The 14981-nt window shown below is 64.4% G+C and carries 14 protein-coding genes; 3 read left to right on the top strand and 11 right to left on the bottom strand.

Features of this window, described 5'->3' with window-relative positions; translation table 11 throughout:
• Window positions 1-38 precede the first annotated feature (38 nt).
• On the bottom strand, window positions 39-1232 hold the full coding sequence (locus tag OIE68_RS18015) for a cytochrome P450 (RefSeq protein ID WP_327100520.1): 1194 nt from the start codon (window positions 1230-1232) through the stop codon (window positions 39-41).
• A gap of 24 nt (window positions 1233-1256) precedes the next feature.
• A complete protein-coding gene (locus tag OIE68_RS18020; RefSeq protein ID WP_327100521.1) occupies window positions 1257-2252 on the bottom strand; it encodes a VOC family protein in 996 nt (331 codons plus the stop codon).
• Window positions 2253-2553: 301 nt separating this feature from the next.
• Between OIE68_RS18020 and OIE68_RS18025 the strand changes: the two genes are divergently transcribed.
• Both OIE68_RS18025 and OIE68_RS18030 read left to right on the top strand, forming a co-directional pair.
• The gene (locus tag OIE68_RS18025) at window positions 2554-4164 is read left to right on the top strand and encodes an FAD-dependent oxidoreductase (RefSeq protein WP_327100522.1); all 1611 of its coding nucleotides are present in this window, start codon (window positions 2554-2556) and stop codon (window positions 4162-4164) included.
• Window positions 4165-4173: 9 nt separating this feature from the next.
• Complete coding sequence (locus OIE68_RS18030; protein ID WP_327100523.1) at window positions 4174-4554, top strand: hypothetical protein; 381 nt, start codon at window positions 4174-4176, stop codon at window positions 4552-4554.
• A 33-nt stretch (window positions 4555-4587) separates the two neighbouring features.
• Here OIE68_RS18030 and OIE68_RS18035 read toward each other — a convergent pair whose 3' ends face one another.
• Genes OIE68_RS18035 through OIE68_RS18045 form a run of 3 tightly spaced genes read right to left on the bottom strand, consistent with a single transcriptional unit; the run spans window position 4588 to window position 6183 of the window.
• A complete protein-coding gene (locus OIE68_RS18035) occupies window positions 4588-5427 on the bottom strand; it encodes a helix-turn-helix transcriptional regulator (RefSeq protein ID WP_327100524.1) in 840 nt (279 codons plus the stop codon).
• Window positions 5424-5924 (bottom strand): DUF6879 family protein, encoded by a 501-nt coding sequence (locus OIE68_RS18040; protein ID WP_327100525.1) that lies wholly within the window; start codon window positions 5922-5924, stop codon window positions 5424-5426. The genes OIE68_RS18035 and OIE68_RS18040 overlap by 4 nt, the downstream gene beginning before the upstream one ends.
• The gene (locus OIE68_RS18045) at window positions 5914-6183 is read right to left on the bottom strand and encodes a hypothetical protein (protein ID WP_327100526.1); all 270 of its coding nucleotides are present in this window, start codon (window positions 6181-6183) and stop codon (window positions 5914-5916) included. Before OIE68_RS18045 ends, OIE68_RS18040 begins: the two co-directional genes overlap by 11 nt.
• Before the next feature lie 475 nt (window positions 6184-6658).
• Between OIE68_RS18045 and OIE68_RS18050 the strand changes: the two genes are divergently transcribed.
• On the top strand, window positions 6659-6970 hold the full coding sequence (locus OIE68_RS18050) for a hypothetical protein (protein WP_327100527.1): 312 nt from the start codon (window positions 6659-6661) through the stop codon (window positions 6968-6970).
• 403 nt (window positions 6971-7373) lie between these two features.
• Here the strand turns inward: OIE68_RS18050 and OIE68_RS18055 are convergent, their stop codons facing one another.
• The 6 genes from OIE68_RS18055 to OIE68_RS18080 all read right to left on the bottom strand — a co-directional run bounded on the left by OIE68_RS18055 (window position 7374) and on the right by OIE68_RS18080 (window position 14980).
• Window positions 7374-7967, bottom strand: a complete 594-nt coding sequence (locus OIE68_RS18055; RefSeq protein WP_327100528.1) for a hypothetical protein — start codon at window positions 7965-7967, stop codon at window positions 7374-7376.
• Between the two features lie 280 nt (window positions 7968-8247).
• Window positions 8248-8487, bottom strand: coding sequence for a hypothetical protein (locus OIE68_RS18060; protein ID WP_327100529.1), 240 nt, complete (start codon window positions 8485-8487; stop codon window positions 8248-8250).
• Between the two features lie 506 nt (window positions 8488-8993).
• Window positions 8994-9305 (bottom strand): hypothetical protein, encoded by a 312-nt coding sequence (locus tag OIE68_RS18065; RefSeq protein WP_327100530.1) that lies wholly within the window; start codon window positions 9303-9305, stop codon window positions 8994-8996.
• 16 nt (window positions 9306-9321) lie between these two features.
• The gene (locus OIE68_RS18070; protein WP_327100531.1) at window positions 9322-10803 is read right to left on the bottom strand and encodes a fatty acid--CoA ligase family protein; all 1482 of its coding nucleotides are present in this window, start codon (window positions 10801-10803) and stop codon (window positions 9322-9324) included.
• A gap of 92 nt (window positions 10804-10895) precedes the next feature.
• On the bottom strand, window positions 10896-12587 hold the full coding sequence (locus tag OIE68_RS18075) for an FAD-binding protein (protein ID WP_327100532.1): 1692 nt from the start codon (window positions 12585-12587) through the stop codon (window positions 10896-10898).
• A complete protein-coding gene (locus tag OIE68_RS18080; protein WP_327100533.1) occupies window positions 12587-14980 on the bottom strand; it encodes a CoA transferase in 2394 nt (797 codons plus the stop codon). Before OIE68_RS18080 ends, OIE68_RS18075 begins: the two co-directional genes overlap by 1 nt.
• Window position 14981: the final 1 nt, after the last annotated feature.

Here is a 14981-nt window from a genome sequence, read left to right on the forward strand (position 1 = left end):
AATATGGTCGTATCGTCATGCACCGGCCCGGCCGTGGTTCACCACTCGAGGCGCAGGGACATCAGGCCGTACATGTTTCCGGTCTGCTCGAGCTGCTGTCCCGGGGCGATCCGGTAGTCCGGAATTCGCTTGTGCCACTCCTCCATCGCGACATTCAGCTCCAGTCGAGCCAGGTGCGAGCCCAAGCAGCGGTGCGGTCCCGAACCGAAGGCGATGTGGTTGTTCGTGGTGCGCTGCAGATCCACCTCGAGCGGATTGTCGAACCGCTCGGCGTCCCGGTTGCTCACCGCGAGCGGCAGCATCACCATGTCCCCTGACTTCACCGGACAGCCGCCGATCTCGGTGTCCCGCATTGCCTTTCGTGCCGGAATGACGAACGAATAGACACGCAGGACTTCCTCGACGCCATTGGCGATCAGCGACGGGTCGGCGACGATGGCCGCGCGATCCTCGTGGTGCGCGGCGAAGTGGTACATGGCCCAGCCGATGGCGATGGGGACCGTGTCGAAGCCCGCCTGGAACATCAGGATGCAGAACGCGTGCATATCGGCGTCGCTGAGCAGCTCGCCATCGATCCGCCAGCTCATCATGCGCGACAGCAGATCATCGCGCGGCGCGTCGCGACGCAGCGCGATCTGCTCTTCGAAATAGGCCGACGCGGCGGCCATCGCGGCAAGTTGCCGACGGTGGTCGGGATCCTCGGCGTGCGGCAGGTGCAGCATCTCGTGCACCCATTCCAGGAATTGGTCCAGGTCCTGCTCGGGCAGGCCCATCAGCCGCATGAAGATCAGGGTCGGGAACCTGCGCGCGAACTCGTCGAGGACGTCCGCGCCACCCTTGGGCAGCAGCCGGTCGATCATGTCCGCCGCGATCTTCCGGATCTCCGGCTCGCGGGTAGCGACCCACTTGGGCCCGAACTCGCCGCCCAACAGCCGCCGCCACTTGGTGTGCAGCGGCGGATCCAGCATCTCGGGAATCCACAGGAACTTCGGATTCGGCTCGAGGACCGTCACCGAGGTGCTGGAGAACGTCCGCCAGTCCTGTAGCGCCTCTTGGATCGCCTGGCCGTCCGTGATGACCCAATAACCCTGTGCGACAGTGCTTCTGAACGCGGAGTGGGTGCTGGCGAGTTGATCCCACTGCTCATGATGGCTCAGCAGTGAACCGGATAGTCGATTGTCGAAATAGTAAGCAGGCACACCCTCATGGGTGCCTTTGGACTCGAGTGTCATGCTGATCACGGTTCCTCTCGTTGGTCACAATCCGGCCGACGGTGTGGTCGACAGGAACGCGCCGCCAGGACCGACATCGAGCGCCTCGCCGTACCACGTCTGCCCCCACTGCAATTCGGGGATCTTCCACTCGAGCGCCTGCCAGTCCGGATCCATGATCAGGTACCCGCCGGAGTAGAGCTCGACGCGGTGACCGGAGCCAGGATCGTGGATGTAGAGATACATCGCCTGACCGATACCGTGCTTGCCCGGACCGTGCCCGAAGTCGATCTCGAGATCACGGATCTCGTCCGCAGCCCGCAGAATGTCGTGGAAGTTCTCGATATTGAACGCCACGTGGTGGAACGCCCCGTTTTTCTCCTCCCCGTTGACACCGATCGCGATGTCGTGCACCTGGGGCGTCACCGACAGCCACGAGGCGAGGATGGTTTCCGGGAACTGCGGGATCATCGCGAACTCCCGGCGCTTGAACCCCAACGCATTGCGCAACCAGCCCTCGGCCTGGTTCACCGTAGTCGGACTGCACTGCACGTTCAGATGGTCCAGCCGCCGGACGCCGAAGCCGCGGCGGCGTGAAGAGTTGCTGAGCAGTTTCGAGCGCAATTCCGGTGGTGCGACCGGCTTTTCGATGTCGTAGTACAGCTCGAATGGATGCTCACTACCTGGCACCAGGAAGCGGAGCGCGGTGCCGCGGCCGAGTTCGTGATCGACAGGCAGCTCGACCGCCTCGATCTCCGCCTCGGTCAGCTGCTTGTGGAACAGCTCGACATCCTGCGGCCGTTTCACCCGGAAGCTGTAACTGTTCACCCGCGCCTCGTCCTGCTGGGTGAGTACCAGCGAGTGGTGCACCAGTTCCTGGTACCCGCGCAGATAGGCCACACCGTCGGATTCGGCGACCACCTCCATACCCAGCAGGTCCCGGAAGAACCAGATCGAACGCCGCAGATCCGGCGTCCCCAGGTTCAGGCCACCGGCGTGGGCAATCTGCGGGCCGGGATCGTAGTCGTGCGAACCAGCCATGCGAGCTCTCCTTCGAGTCGGATTGTCCTGCTGGCTGGCAAGTTTGAGCAGGAACCGGGCGCCGGATGCCGGACTTTCCGAACAATGAGACGCACCGGCTTCCGACGAGCCGCCGCGGACGGCTCCCCCACCACGACCGGCGCCATCCCGCTCAGCGGAATCCCGCACTCGACCCGACATCGTCGGCCGCACACTCGACGGACCCTCGATCCCCCATGACCGGTCGCTTCGCTGCCGCACGGTCCGGAGCCGCCGCAACCGACCGCGCGAGCTATCGACACAGCGAAACAAGGAGACAGCAATGCCCGCTGACCAGGAAACCTACGATGTCGTGGTAGTCGGCTCCGGCGGCGGTGGCCTGATCGGCGCCTATGCGGCCGCCGCCCGTGGGCTGCGCACACTGGTACTGGAGAAGACCGCGCTGATCGGTGGCACGACGTCGTATTCCGGTGCGGGACTGTGGTTTCCGGGCAGCGCCCCGATCTCGCGCGCGGGCATCGAGGATGATCCCGAGGGCGCCCGCACCTACCTGCGCGACGTTGTCGCCGACAAGTCGCGCGAACCGCTGCAGGACGCCTACCTGCGGACCGCGCCCCAACTGATCGATGACCTCGAGCAGAACCCGCTGTTCGGAACCTTCGCCTACCAACCCGTGCCCGAATACTTCTACGGGCGTCCCGGATCGACCGCCACCGGGCGAACCGTATTCCCGCAGGAGATTTCGGTCGCCGAACTCGGGGAGCTCGCCCCGCTCATCCGTCGCTCCGTCCCCCAAGAACGCTGGGGTATCGACGAAGGGCCGGTGCTCGTCGGCGGCCGCGCACTGATCGGCCGGACGCTGAAGGCATTCCTGGCAACGGGCAACGGCTCCTACCTGCTCGAGACCGCCCTCACCGACCTGCTGGTCGAGGACGGCCGGGTCACCGGTGTGGTGGCGGTCAGCGGCGGCGAGCGCCGCACATTCCGCGCGACCCGCGGCGTAATCCTGGCCGCCGGCGGCTTCGAGCACAACCGTGAGATGCGCGAGCAGTATTCACCCGTGCCGCTCACCGGCGAATGGTCCCATGGCGCGCCGGAGAACACCGGTGACGCGATCCTGGCCGGCCGCGCGATCGGCGCGGCCACCGACCTGCTCGACGAGGCCTGGTACGTCCCCGGTGTGGTGCAGCCCGACGGTCGGCCCGTCTTCCATACCGGCACCCGCGGCGGGATCTGGGTCAATGCCGAGGGCGAGCGCTTCATGAACGAGACGCAGCCCTACGACCGCGCCGGGCACGAAATGGCCCGGCTGCAACGCGATACCGGTATTACGCACAGCACCGCGTATTGGATATTCGACCACCGGCAGCTCGAACGCGACGGCTTCGGCGGCGACCCGGAGCAGCCGGTGCGTCCGGAGTGGTTCGCGTCCGCCGCCTTGCGCCGCGCCGACACCCTCGAAGAATTGGCCGAACTGATCGGCGTGCCGCCGGAGAAACTGCGCAAGTCGATCGAGGAGTACAACGGCTATTCGAAGTCCGGTGTCGACGAGCGTTTCCACCGCGGCGAGGCGCCGTGGGACCAGATGTTCCAGTACATCGTCGGTTACCCGGCCGATCCCCGGCAGAACTACCTCGTGCCGCTGGCGACCGACCTCGCCAACCCGCTGCTCATCCCCGTCGACACCCCGCCCTACTACGCGGCCACCGTCGTACTGTCCGATATCGGAACCAAGGGTGGTCTCGTGACCGACGAGCACGCCCGCGTACTCCGCTCGGACGCAACGCCGATCGAAGGTCTCTACGCGACCGGCAACACCATGGCCGCAATGTCCGGCAGCGCGTACCCCGGCGCCGGAACACCGATCGGTTCGAGTCTCGTCTTCGCCTATCTCGCCGCACTCGACCTCGCCGGTGCCGCATCAAACGAATAGGAGTCGGCCATGACCCGAGTAGCCACACCCACCGAATCGACCCTGTCGGGAAGGTCTTTCCTGCCTGCCACACTCGAGGTCGCGCTGCGTTGTCCGGCCCGGTCCGACTACATCGAACTGCGCTTCGCGACCTCGGCAGGGTCGTGGCAATGGTGCTTCCCCGAACCACAGCACCGATACGCCGACCCGAGCGCCGCCACCTCGATCGCGCTGGCATTCGGGCGGTACGGCGCCCAGGCTCATCTGATTCGAGCAGGCGGACTCGGCCCCGCGCTCCCGAGCTCCGCGGCCCTGCCGCTGATCCTCGCCGACGCCCGAATCCTGGTCGAGCGCCGGCTGATCACCCCCGGTTTGTTGGCAACTCCAGTTAGTAAAGGGCCTGCCGCATAGAAATCCAACGCAGTCCTCGTGCGGGTTCAGGGCTCAGGACTCAGCCCGTCTTTCGAGCGCGTTGCGGATGAGTTCTCGGGCTGCCTCGCCGGTCACCGATTGACCGGCGAGGATATCGAATGTCCGATGGTATACCTTGATCTCTCGCGGCTGCGTAATGTTCAGCTCCGCCGCGATGCCTTCAACCAAGACCATTTTGGAATCGAACATCAAGAAACTAGTTGTAGCCGTTTCGAATGGCGCCATGAACGGAATAATCCCGAGCGTTATCCGTGGCATACCTTGAACGGCCAACAATCTATCCATTTGACCGATCATGGTCTGATCGTCCCCCACAGTGGTGTACAAAGCTTGTTCAGCGATGACGAAATGGAACAAGTGATCGCGCTGGTACAAGATTGCTTGGCGCTCCATGCGCTTGGACACGCCCTGATCCAAGTCATCGGGTATCTGCTGGAATTCGATAACCTTCCGTAAAATCCCGGAAGCATAATCCGCGGTTTGGAGCAGTCCAGGGATAAGGACTGGTTCATACCATCGGAGTATGCGTGCCTCGGATTCCCATTTGATCGAAGCTTGTTGCCGCCGCTTGGTGCCGGTACCGAGAATCTTTCGCCATTCGAGGTACGCGGAGTCTATGTTTTGCCGGGTAGCGAGCAGGTCCGCTAGCTGGTCTTCGGCTTCGCAGTCTCGGCAATACGCGGATATATCATCATGCGATGGCTTGATTCTGCCGTATTCGATTTTTGAAACTTTGCTAGGGTCCCAACCGTTACGGCGTGCGAGTTCAGCGCCCGACAAGTGGGCGGTAAAGCGAATCTCTCGAAGACGTGCCCCGAGAGATTCGCGTTGCTGGTGTACAGAATCGGTCACGGCGTGACGTACTCCGAATAAGGTACAGCCAAAGACCGGAACCGTTCTTTTAGCCCTTGACAGTAAGCGGCAATGTGCGGGTCGGTGGTTACCGCCCCGTACCAGCCCCCGAACTCTCCGAATGCGGAGAATATGACCAGCTCGTCATCGAACAGCCAGAAATCGTCCGGTGGAACTTCCCCGGCGTCGTGCCGGGGCAGGTACCGGATGTCCTCCCCAGCCTTGGTGTTGAGTTCGGCTGCGGCCATAGAGAATCGGGTGTAGTCGGTGTGTGGCTCCGTGACAATACGAACCCGCGTAACCGCTACTCCCCGGCCGGTCGTTTCCTGTATCAGGTTCGTCCAGTCCTGGAACCAGGCGTAGTCATCTGGTTCACCCGCGAGGAACCTCCGCAGTGGTTCGTTCTCGTACGGCTCGGCATAGGAGTCGAGCACTTCGAGATGGAACGCTTCCCGCTTGCAGGTCCGGAGCAGATCCGGAAAACCCTCATCGGGCACTAGCCGCACCGTAGAACGTCCTTTCTAGCTTCGGGACCTCGATAGCCGTTTCATCGTCGGCCAGGTCGAGCCGACTCAGTGTCTCGTCATCCGTGATCGGTCGACCGGTCAGCCGGAACGTACCCCGGCCGGTGTCGGTCAAGGTCGCACCGATGAACGTATCCGGCTCCAAAAAGCCGAGCAGTAGGTGAGGCAGCTCAACGGTATCGGTCCGGTCTGTCTTCCATGCTTGGACGACGTACCCGCCAGGGTCGTTCACCAGCAACGTAGGGCATCCGTTGTTGGTGCTTCCGCCTTTGCCTAGAAAACGTAACGACATCGCTGTACCTCCCTGTTACGACGTGCACGAGGTTGCACATACTTATCCGATTGTGGCTCAGCGATGCTTGCTGTGCAGTGGGAATCTTTGATCCGTGCACGATTGAGCATGATCGTGGACCGGTGCCCTAGCAGGTCCTAGCGTCTGAGCTGGCCCCCGTGGCATGTGACACCAACCGGTCACGGGGTGCCTTCCAAGGATGCGGCCGAGCCGAGGAGACACCCGTGTTGAACAGTCGACAGCCACAGCCTGATTGTGTTCTGCCGCACCGAAACCCGTTCGTCGGCCCACCACGGCCCGAGCTTCAAGGATGGTGGCAACCACCTCCAGCCGAAGTGATCGAACTGTTCGTCGTTGCGGTCAACCAGTGGAGCTACCAGGCCGATTCCGAAGAATCGTCCAACGGGGAGGCGTGATGCGCCGACATGGGTTGCGGACCACGCAAACCGAGAACGGTCACAAGGTCGCGGTGTGGCAGTTGGTAGCGCGTACGCCGCGTGTCCTGCGCGTGCAGCTTCCTGCGGAGCATTTCACCGCTTACCGGGTACCGTCTAATACACCGCTCTACGGAGCCCAACCGGGCACGATCATGTTCGACGCGTATCCGGATTTGGCCGACGCTCGGGAGATGCTTCCGCAGCACGAAGACCTGTGGAACGTTCTGCGCGATGAATACTGGGCTGTGCTGCTCAGTAAAACCGATCTCCCAAATCCGTTGGGGGCGTAGAGATGCCATCCGATCTCGTTCCGTCTCGTTCGCGGGAGATAGCGCCATCCGTACAGGCGTTGCTCGCGCAGTTCCACGAAGAGACTCAACAGAAACTCGCGCTCGCCCCAGCGGACAGCGCACCCCTGTTTCAGGGGGCAGACGGCTCGCTGATTCGTGGCATTCGAGGATTTCGCCAGCGACGGGCTGGTGGCCAGTTCATGCGCGCGACTACATCGAGAACCTGGCCTTCACCGTGACCGAGGACCTGCGCGTGCTGGCGGTCGTGCGATCGACCGCGTCCTCAACCCGATCGACAACCACTGGTTCGAATGCTGGAACGAGGGCGACCCGTTCCCGACGAGCTGCGTGCCGAGCTCGACAGTCACCGCGCCGCGCTCAGCTGATCGTTGGAAGCCTCGGTTCAGAACTTGCCGGTGTGGTGTTCGATTCGGTGCCCGAGTTGGGTGGCGAATTCGGTGATGAAGTCCTCGGTGAGGGGCGGCCAACCCCAGAAGTCGAAGGCGAGGGTGCCCAGGGCGAAGTCGTCTGCCCATTGCCAGGTGGTGATGGGGCCCGGTGTGGTGCAGGAGGGGCAGATCGCTGAGCCGGTGCCTGTTTGTTTCCAGGCGTCGATCGCGTCCGAGAACGGCTGCCATACGGCGGGATCGGCTTGCCATTGCTGCGGGTAGTCGATGATCACGGTGGTGGCCTGGCAGCGTGGGCATACTGCGGAGGCCGGTTCGATGCCGCCCTGGCCAGGATAGTGGTCGTGGCGGCCGACGATGACGGCGACGGGGCCGGGGATCCAGTCGGCGCCCCATTCATGGGTGATCTGCGGCCAGTCGGGGCCTGGGACATAGCCTTCGTCGACCTGGAGGCTGTACATCGCCTCGCGTGAAGTCTCGCGAAGCAGCCATCGTCGCGACACCATCCAGTCCACCATGTGCTCGGCCAGCGTGCTCGCGTCGGCCGAGGTCACATCGAGGTCGACGATTCGTTCGAAATAGTTACCCACACCCGCATCCTGCCACCGAGGACCGACGCCCGTACCCGAGTCAGCGGGGCACCGAGTGGCCTTCATCTGATCGCTGAACAAAAACGTTTCACGGCAACATGATTCGACTGTTAGCGTCGCCATCGGTGAGTACTTCGTCATCTCTTGCGAGGTCGGTGCCGAGATCGATGCGATCGACAGCACGATGATCGAACTCCCGCGGGTTCGTCGGCGGTGGCGATGTCGTTGAAGCCGAAGGTGGCGCGTAGCGGGCGTTGAACTCGGCGGCCGCCTGGAAGAATCAGATGCTCGCCGACCGTCGTGACGAACTCGGCCACGCCCGCACCGAGGTGTCGGCCGATGCCGTTGCAGCCCTCGATTGCCCAGACTCGATCGGTGAATCGTTGTGTGGCGTTGAGCATTTGCGCGTATCCGACGGTGTCGTGGCATATCGGCCGGTGGCCAGAATCCGTCCGGTCTTGTCGATGATTTCGATGGTGGCCGAGCGTTCGTGTGGATCCATTCCGACGATGACGGTCATCGGTGTTCCGCCCTGGACGGCAATCGTGGTGTCCGTGCGGGAGGGCACCGCTAGTTCGAGCCTGGGCAGACCCCTTTCCAGCCACTCCCCGCACGGCACCCGGTGGAAGGCAAGCCAATTAGAGAGCCACACCAATACCGATGGTGGGCAGCCGCATGAGGGAGCACCCCACCGGGCACCTGGACAAATCCTGGCCGGGATCGGGTCCTGACACCAGTCTCTAACTAGCCGCATACCGAGCGAACGATCCGAGCTGACGCTTGGGTGTCTGCGCGGGTGGTCTCCGATGTGCCAGCGGAGCGCCGATCGCCGACAACTTGGTGGAATCGGTAGGTCAAGCCATGGTCTTCACCCGCCGAACGCCTATCGGCACGATCCGAATCGCTGGCCCTTCGACCATCAGAGTGTTCGGGTTGCGGAGCGTTAGGCCCGGCGGCATATCGTGTCGACCAACCGGCATCGATGGAAGCAATCCGGCTCGCCGGAGTGTCGGATGGTGTCGACGGTCAGTCCGATGCTGGGAGCGGCTTGGCCGCCTTGAGCTCCAGTGCCTCGCCATCGATGGCGGGAATACCGGGACCTGGCTTGGTGCAGAGTAATTCGACTGTTGCGTCGGCGTTGGTGTAGCGCTTGCCTATTGCGGTGCCGCCGTTGGAGGTGGCCGGGGCGGCGGTGCCGTTCTTTTCCGCTGCGGAGAGCACCGCGGGGGCGCCGCCGATGGTGAGTTCGATCGGGGCCGCGGGGACTTTGACGACGATCAGTTCTGTCGAATCGACGGAGCTGTAGACGCGTGTGCCGGGCTTCAGGGATAGTGCCATGGGGTTTCTTACCTCTCTAAGGTGCGCTCAGGTCCTCTAGCACGAGCCTGCGCAGTAGCTTTCCGGTGTCGGTGTGCGGCAACGACTCTCGGAAGACGATCATTTCCGGGGTCTTCGAGCCGCGCAGGCGTGACCGCACGAGGGTGCGCAACTCTTCGTCGGTTGCGACGGCGCCCGCGCGGAGCACTACCGCTGCGGCGAGGGTCTGGCCCCATTCGTCGCTCGGTGGGCCGACGACGCACGCTTGGGCGACTGCAGGGTGGGACAGTAGGACTTCTTCGATCTCGGCGGGGGCGATATTCTCGCCGCCTCGGATGATCGTGTCGTCGGCTCTGCCCTCGATATAGAGGTATCCGTCGGCATCGACATGGCCCTTGTCTCGGGTGCAAAACCAGCCGTCGGCGTCGAGCAGGCTGCCTGTGGCGTATTCACCGGAGATCTGGTCGCCGCGTAGGAAGATGATGCCCGACTTGCCTGGGGGCAGTGCTCGGCCGTCGTCGTCGCGGATCTCGATCTCGACTGTCGGCAGTACCTGACCGGCCGACGAGAGCCGGGCCCGGATCAGTGGGTCATCGGAAAGCAGTGCGGCTCGGTGGTCTTCGGGGCCGAGGACGGCGATCGTCGACGCCGTTTCGGTCAAACCGTAGGCGTTGACGAATCCGACCTTCGGGAATCGCGTAAGTGCCTCGCGCAGTACGCGTTCGGATACTTTCGCGCCGCCGTACGAGAGGGAACGTAGCGTCGGGAGGTCCGCAGTGCCGAGTCCGGCCACCGTGTCCACAATCCGCGCCAGCATCGTCGGCACCACCATCGCGTTTGTCACGTCTTCCGCGCGGACCGTGTCGAGCCAAACGAGCGGATCGAAGGCACGCAGGTACACCAGTCGACGGCCCGCGAACAGATTCGACAGCATATTGGCCACGCCGGCGACATGGTAGGGCGGCACCGACACCAGCACCGCCTCTTCGGCACCGGCACTGCCGAATTCGACGGTGCTCAGCAGGTAGGCCATCAGGTGGCGATGCCGCAGCAGCGCCGACTTCGGGGCCGCCGTGGTGCCGCTGGTGTACAGCACGACCGCCACGTCGTCGTCGTCGATCGGCGGATCCGCGGGTGGCGGGTCGGCGGGGAGTCCCGCCAGCCAATCGTCGAATAGGAGCACCTGCCCGCCGGCCGTCACTCGCGGCGCCGTCACGGCGTCCGCCAATACGAGAGCCTCGGGCTGCCGTTCGATCAAGCTGTTCAGCTGGGTGTCGTCCAACCGGTAGTTCACCGGGACGAACGGCACCCCCGCGCACGCCGCGGCCAAGAGTGCCACCGGCAGCAGCGGATGGTTCTCCCCCGTGTACACCAGCGCCGGGAACGCATGTAACGTCGCCGCGCCACGCTTGGCGAGCACGCCCAGATCGGCACCGGTGACCCGCCGCTCGGCATCGCCGAGCAGCACCCGGTCGGCAAAGCCCGACTCGATCATCTCGACCATCGACGAGAGATGCACATTACCTCCGCAGGGTCAGATCAGTGTCCGTGCGAACGCCGCGCGGAGCGGGCGGCCGGTCGCCGGAACAAATTGTGACGCAACAACCTTCATCATTCGGAGTGTTCTCGGCCGGGAGACTCACACGCGTGATTCGCCGCCGCGTACCCGAATACCGCCGAGGCGGCGATACTCGCCCCGGCGCCGAGGTACCTGCGGCCCATCACGGATGCGGTGCAGTTGCCGGTGGCATACAAACCGCTGATCGGCTCCCCCTCGGCGTTCAATACCCGGGAGAACTCGTCACAGAGCAGTCCACCGCTGGTGCCGATATCTCCGGGGTACAGCGCGGCCGCGTAGAACGGCCCCTTCTCGATCGGCCCCAGGCTGGGATTCGGCTGGTGGGTGCGGTCGCCATAGAACCGCTCGTGGTCGCCCTCGCCGCGATGGAAGTCTTCATCGACGCCGGTTTCGGCGAATCCATTGAAACGGCTGACCGTCTCCAACAGCGAATCGGCGGGGATACCGCATTGGCGCGCAAGGTCTTCCAGCGTCTCGCCGCGTTTCAGCACACCGCCGGTGATCAACTTCTTCGGTGTCCAGCCTGCGGGAGCCATCCCGAACGGATAGCTGGCCCGGTGGCGGGAATCGATGATGAGCCATGACGGAATAGCGCCGCCGGACTCGCGGTGATGGGCATACATCCGCTGGCCCGCCTCCTGATAGGAGCACGCCTCGTTGAAATAGCGTCGGCCTTGCGCGTCGACGATGAGCGATCCCGGCTTGCACCGCTCGGAAAGGCACATGCCGGGGGTGCCGTCGGGCATAATCCACGACGGCATCCACCACGCCTCGTCCAGCATGTCCGTGGCGGCTCCGAGATCCATCGCGAGCCGGATCGCGTCTCCGGTGTCGCCCGGGTTTGCCGAGGTCCAGTCGGCACCGATGGGCTGCCCGTCCGAATACTCCTTGCGCATCGTCTCGTTGCGGGCGAAACCACCGGCGGCGAGCAGGATTCCGTCCCGCGCACGCACGCGCACAGCTCCTCCGTCGCGCTGGATGACCGCGCCCACGACCCGGCCGTCCTCGACGACGAGGTCGGTGAGCGCGGACTCGCGCCAGATCGGAACCTGCCGCCGCAGCAGCGCGTCGACCAACCGGGCGATCAATGCTGCCCCATTGGCCGCCAACTGCCGTCCGCGAAGGCGCCCCCCGACAGTGCGCCTTCCGACCCTGGCCATCGTGGCCATACCGATTCGGGTCCGCATCAACGACATCGGCGCCGCCTCCACGGTGTAGATCACCATGCCGCCGGCGAAGCCGGGCCGGATCCGGTCACGCCAGGCACCGAGTTTCTTCTTATCGAAGATCTCCGGTTCGATGGATCTGCCCCGGGCGGATCCGCCTTCGCAGCCCCGGACTCCGGCGTAGTAATCGCTATACCCTTCGCACCGACGGAATTTCAGGCCCTCGGATTCGAGGAATTCGACCATGTCGATCCCCGAATGGAGGTAGGCCAGTCGCCGCGCAGGAGACGATGCCCGACCCGCGTCACCGACAACTGTGTCGAAGTACCGCAGCGCGTCCTCGAGTGAGTCGGGCACGCCATCGCGCTGCATGAGTGGATTGTTGGGCAACCACAGCACACCACCCGACATGCAGGTCGATCCGCCGACCAGATCGGACTTCTCCACGACGAGAACATCTTTGCCGAGGGCCCTGGCACGCAGTGCGCCCACGACCCCGGCACCGCTCCCGACGACCAGGAAGTCGGTCGTAAGGTCCCAGTCGTTCATCGATGTCATCACTTCCCCTTGCCCATCGCGGGCGCCCGCCCGATGACGCCGTCGGCCTCGAGCGCGGCGATTTCGGATTCACCGAATCCGAGTCCCGCCAGCACTTCCTGGTTGTGCTCCCCCAACAACGGCGCGTGGCGCGTGTGCCACCGTTCGGGGCCGTCCGACAGCGTGAACGGCACTGTGCTGTGCCGGACCGTCGGGTTCACCGGATGCTCGACGTACTCGTAGAAGCCGCGCGACTCGAGCTGCGGCAGTTCGGCGACGCGATGCGGCTGCATGACTTTGCCCACCGGAACTCCGGCGTCCCAAAGGATTTGGACGATCTCCCCCGCGCTGCGCTGCCCACACCACGCGGCGAGATTCTTGTCGATGAGGTCGTGCTGCTCGCGACGCCCGCTGGCGGTGGACAGCTGCGACTCCATCGCCCAGTCCGGCCGACCTATCGCATCGCGTAGACCAGACCATTGCTCATCGGTGGCCACCGCGACCGCGACCCAGGAGTCGTTGCCGCCGTATTCGTCGATATCGGCGGTCCGGTAGAGGTTTTGCGGTGCCGCCTCCGGTCCCCGATTACCGTCGCGCACAAGGAGTTGCCCGTAGGCGGAGTGCTCGATCACCTGTTCGGCGGCGACATTCATTGCGGCGTCCACCATCGCCGCCTCGACGAGCATGCCCGCGCCGGTACGCCGCCGATGTTCCAGCGCGAGCAGCAGCGCATTGAGGGCGTGCAGACCGGCATTCGGATCGCCGATCGAGAACGGCTCGACCGGGTTCTGATCGGGATGCCCGGTCAACCAGGTGAGTCCGGACGCATCCTCGATGATGTAGGCGAAGGCCGGGTTGTCCCGCCACGGCCCGTCGAGGCCGAATCCCGGCATCCGGACCATGATCGCGTCGGGGTGCAGGCTGCGCACCTTCTCGTAGTCGAGCCCGATCTGCTCGAGCACCCGCGGGGTGTAGTTCTCGACGATCACATCGCAGCTCTGGATCAGCCGGTGCAGCACCTCGATCCCGCGCTCGCTCCGGAAGTCCAGTGTGACGCTCTTCTTATTCGTGTTCAGGCTCGAGAAGATCGGCGAGCGTTCCCACCACTGTTCCTCGCTGAGCGGGACACCGGCGATGAGCCGGGTTCCATCGGGGCGAGTGGTCGACTCGACGTGGATCACTTCGGCGCCGAGCATGGCGAGCAAGTGTGTGCAGGACGGCCCGGCCCAGAAGGCGGTCATATCCAGCACGCGAAGTCCGTTGAAGGGCAACCCTTTCGCGGTGTCTCGTCGAGCTACCGGGGGTGTGGCGCGATATCGTTCCCCGTGCTCGTCGAGGCGCGGGGCGGGGCTAGGTGCGGGCGGTGGCTCGGATCCCAAGCGGAACGGCGGCGCGGGTTGGGTGTAACCGTCGCGTGGGTTGGCCACGAATGATCCGCGTGCCCGGTAATGCTCCATCTCGGCGATGTTCTCGCCATTGGCTACCAGGGAATTGGGAATTCTGAAAGCCGTCGCCAGTTCCCGGATTTCCTCGACAGTGTGCTCGGCGAACCACGGGGCGATCTCACTCGCCAGGTCGCCCGCCCGCCCGCTGATCGAGAACGGCGCGCTCTCATCGATCCACTCCGGATGCCCGACCATCGCGCACAGGTCGAACCACTGCTGCGCGGTCCCGCACCCGACAGCCACCATTCCGTCCTTGGCGCTGGCCACCCCAGGCACCATGAGCCCTCGTCCTGGCCGCATCAACCGACCGAGCGCCTCGAAGAATGTGACGGAATAGTAAGTGAGACTGAGAATCTGGCTCTCGAGTACGGACAGGTCGACCAGCTCGCCCACGCCGGTGTCGAGGGTCCGCACCCGCGATGCCAGGGTGCCGGCCGCGGCATATGCCCCGGCAACCCACTCGCCGATCCGGCCTCCGACATAGACCGGAGCACGGTCCGGCGCGCCGCGACCGAGCCCGATGATCCCGCCCGACCACGCCTGCAGCGTGAACTCGGTAGCCGGTCGGTCCTGCCAGGGACCGTGCAGACCGAATGGGGTGATCGCGGTGACCGTCAGATGGGGATGCCGGTCATGAATGGCTTCCGGAGTGAACGACGGATGCTCCGCGACACTCGATCCGCGACTCCAGACCACCGCGTCTGCCCCCGCCAACAGTCGGTCCACGAAGTCGATCTCATCCGGATCGGCGACGACACTGTGCTTCGAGCACGCGAGGAAACCGAACAGCGCACCGTCGGCGCCGGAGGCAATTTCGGCGTGCGACGCCGACCAGCTTCGCAGCCGATCACCCTCCGGCGCTTCGACTTTGACGACCTCAGCACCGGCATCGGCCAGCAGCTTCGTACAATAAGCCCCGGCGATCCCACTGGAGAAATCGACGACCACGTAACCATCGAGCGGTTCCACG

Origin of the sequence: Nocardia vinacea, from assembly GCF_035920345.1 — a bacterium.
In the GTDB taxonomy this organism is placed as follows: domain Bacteria; phylum Actinomycetota; class Actinomycetes; order Mycobacteriales; family Mycobacteriaceae; genus Nocardia; species Nocardia vinacea_A.

Excerpts from the sequence above, each read along its gene's own strand:
- OIE68_RS18015 (WP_327100520.1), bottom strand. The coding sequence starts at position 1,232 with ATGACACTCGAGTCCAAAGGCACCCATGAGGGTGTGCCTGCTTACTAT.
- OIE68_RS18020 (WP_327100521.1), bottom strand. The coding sequence starts at position 2,252 with ATGGCTGGTTCGCACGACTACGATCCCGGCCCGCAGATTGCCCACGCC.
- OIE68_RS18025 (WP_327100522.1), top strand. The coding sequence starts at position 2,554 with ATGCCCGCTGACCAGGAAACCTACGATGTCGTGGTAGTCGGCTCCGGC.
- OIE68_RS18030 (WP_327100523.1), top strand. The coding sequence starts at position 4,174 with ATGACCCGAGTAGCCACACCCACCGAATCGACCCTGTCGGGAAGGTCT.
- OIE68_RS18050 (WP_327100527.1), top strand. The coding sequence starts at position 6,659 with ATGCGCCGACATGGGTTGCGGACCACGCAAACCGAGAACGGTCACAAG.
- OIE68_RS18060 (WP_327100529.1), bottom strand. The coding sequence starts at position 8,487 with ATGACCGTCATCGTCGGAATGGATCCACACGAACGCTCGGCCACCATC.
- OIE68_RS18065 (WP_327100530.1), bottom strand. The coding sequence starts at position 9,305 with ATGGCACTATCCCTGAAGCCCGGCACACGCGTCTACAGCTCCGTCGAT.
- OIE68_RS18075 (WP_327100532.1), bottom strand. The coding sequence starts at position 12,587 with ATGACATCGATGAACGACTGGGACCTTACGACCGACTTCCTGGTCGTC.